This window comes from Bartonella sp. AP3QHHD (assembly GCF_042195765.1).
Taxonomy (GTDB): domain Bacteria; phylum Pseudomonadota; class Alphaproteobacteria; order Rhizobiales; family Rhizobiaceae; genus Bartonella.
Genome location: NZ_JBHIPC010000064.1, coordinates 1 through 3119, shown reverse-complemented (window position 1 = coordinate 3119; position 3119 = coordinate 1). Strand labels below are relative to the sequence as shown.

The following is a 3119-nucleotide window of genomic DNA, read 5'->3' as shown; positions in this document are numbered from 1 at the left end:
GGTATGCTTTGATGCTTACTTCATTCCCCTGATGGCGCAAGTACCCAGACAGTTTCTATATCATTATGTTTTTATTGTAAACAACAAAACGAAACATTGTGTCCTGTTCTTTATCGTTTAAAAAATGATTTTAGAAGAGTTTTTAAAATAGAGATTGCAGTTAGCAACTATGAATTGCAGAAAAGCTAATTTAATAAGTCTTCCGTTTAAAAGTGTTAAGAAACAAAATATTTTGCAAGGATGTTTGTTGCTTAAGGCTGTTGTTATGGAAACTCTACAAAGTTTTTGGAGAAGCTGTTGTTGTGTGCTTACAAAAAGCTTTTAATTGATTTTCTTACACAGAGAATTATTTATTACGTTTTTTAAAATACAAAAAAATTTATTAAAAGCATTTGATTTTTATAAATCAAAAAGGCAGCTCTTTTGAGAATTCAGTATTCATTCAGAGATAACAGATTTTGTTACATTTGGTTTGAGTGAGATTAATTGGCTCAAGAAAGGTGGTAGAAAGAATCGTTATTGACGCTTCTTTCCGATAGATTGTAAAAAGGCAGCATATTTGTACTGCCTTTTATTAAAATGAATAGAATATAAATTGTTTTTTGCGTTTTCTTAAAACTGATAGCGTATTCCGCCTGAAAAGCTTGCTCCGGATATACCAGTTTTTTGAAGCTTATATTGATAGTTAACATCAGCATGAAGGGCGACATTTTGTGATAATTGTGCATTTACACCAAATCCACCTTCAAGGGCAGCTCCCATAGAATCAAGGTGGAATGGTTCACCAATCTGTATCGTACCATTGTTAGAAAAAGCTTTAACAATATTCAATTTACCATAGAAAGAAAGAGTACCGCCGTTTTCAATAGAAAGCTTCGTTTGCGTTAAGCGTCCACCAACACGTACTAAGTATTGATAAGGATTTCCCATATCCACATCAAAGCCATCGACATCTGAGAGTGTGCCAAGCATGAGGCGTTGATAAACAAGTTGTGCTTGTGGTTCAAAGACCAATCCTTTCCTACTGGTTTCGAACTTTTGTCCAATGGTTGCTGATGCACTGAATGTATCAGCATTTTTCAACTCTGCAGTCTTTCCTATGAGAGCTGTGGTGATATCTCCCTTGAGCATTCCATAGGAGAAGAGTGCATGGATGTATATCCCATTATTATGGCGCAGCCCACTATATGCAGTAATTGACCATTTATTGAGTGTACTCTTGTCAGCACCTTCCATGTCTTTAGGGGTGAAAGCTAATTTCCCATATGTTCCTAAAAGACCAAAATTAGTGGTCATGTTTTGGTCTTCTAGAGTTGCTAATGTAATGCCTGCCTGTAAAGCTGCATAGTGAATATCGGCACCATAGCCATATTGTAATGGCGTACGGTGAGAGGATAATGTCATCTTATTTCCATAAGTCGAGAAGAAGACTCCTTTGTTTTTATGATCTTTTGTCTCAAAGGTGTTTTCCTGCATCGAGTTGAGTAAAGTGTTTTGATTGTTTATATCAGCCAGTCCAGCTGAGAATAGTGCGTTAGGCATGGACAAATAGCTTGCCACTTGAGGAACGAGAGCTCTGATCTTTCCTTCATTATCGAGAGTCGCATTTTGCAAGCGAAAATCCCAGAAATTCTGATTTTTTTCCAAGATGTTTTGTGCGTTGTTTGCTTGTCCAAGGGATGATGAACCGGTATTTTGCGCTTCTTTCTCTTTTGGTGAAACACCTTCAATCATTGTTCCTAATGCTGATATCGTGTAGATTGTGTAGTCTTTGAGGGTATTTTCTTTTGATTCTTGTGATATTCCGCTAAAATGACTTTGTGTGCTATCGGCTGTCCCATGGCTGGATGTTGGACCATAGGCTTTGAGTATATATTTATAGGGCAATCCCCCCATTGTGGTGTAGCCGTGTGCAAGTTTGAAGGAACCTTCATTTGCATTTCCAGAAACTTGAATGAGTGAAAGACCACGCATATTTGAGGAAACAGAATCTTCAGCTTTCAATATCTCACCTTTCGCAAGGTTCTTGATATGGACTGTTGTGCTGCCTGATACATCACCATGTATAAGGAGGCGGTCAGCTTTTTGCTGTTCTTTTACTAGACCATCACTCCATTCAATATTAAAATAAATTTTTGCATCGCCTGTGGCATTGTAAACTGTATTATAAGTGCTTTCTATATCGGGGATTGTACTTCCCTCAGGTCTACGAACCTCAGCTGTTCGCCCTACATACAAGGTATGATAATGATCTTTTTCCCGCCCTTGTGGTGTCTTAAATATGATAGAACTATTATTAAGATTCAGTACTGAAACGGTAGAAAGGGCTCGTTGTTTAATATCACTGAGCTCATAGTTAAACACATTAAAGTCAGTATCGACTTCCTCTTGAGAGGTCTTTAAGTACCATTTGCTCTTGTTATTCAGAGTCAAAACCGTTGTATTGACTTTTAAAGTTCTTGCTCGTCCCTCTATTGTTGAATTATCAGCGGTTAATGCTAAAGTTACAGGAAGAGTATCGTTGTCATAATATTTACGTTTCGTTTTATTTCTCAATAATACGTCAGATCGAATTTCTGAGTCTTTAAGTTGAACTTCAGCAACGGCTCTTGAGCAGTAGGGACCAAGAATACCGGTACCGTTTTTCACAAGAAGTTTTGTATTGCTAAGAACAACCTTATTGACAACTTTTTCTCCACTTTTCAGTGAAGAATCTTTTGTTTCATAAAAAACGATACCACCGGCACCTCCTCGTTGGACGGTTATGGTTGAATCTTCAACGTTGATTATACCATTCTTTGTTTCTAAACCTTTGTACACTGTATTTGCTTTAATTTCTTTAGCATGAATGCGTCCACCTGCTGATACAGAAAGTGCAGACATTTCCGTGTGTATTGTTGATTTTACAATTGTGATAGCTGCTTTATCATGCGCTAATATTCCAGGTCCTTTATCGCGGACAAGAACATTATTTAAAGTCTTTTCTTCTCCCTTATTTAATTCAATCTTTCCCAAAATTCCAGGAGTTTCAGGAGCCAATGTATTTGCATAAGTTGAACCGAAATGAGAAAAAATCAAAGTTCCAGCAATTGTACATAACAAAAAATTTTTCTTATAAA

General features: G+C 36.9%; 1 protein-coding gene. It reads right to left on the bottom strand.

Annotated elements, in window-relative coordinates; genetic code table 11:
• Positions 1 to 612 precede the first annotated feature (612 nt).
• The coding region (locus ACFIL7_RS03470; protein WP_375683366.1) for an autotransporter outer membrane beta-barrel domain-containing protein at positions 613 to 3119 on the bottom strand (2507 nt) is incomplete at its 5' end.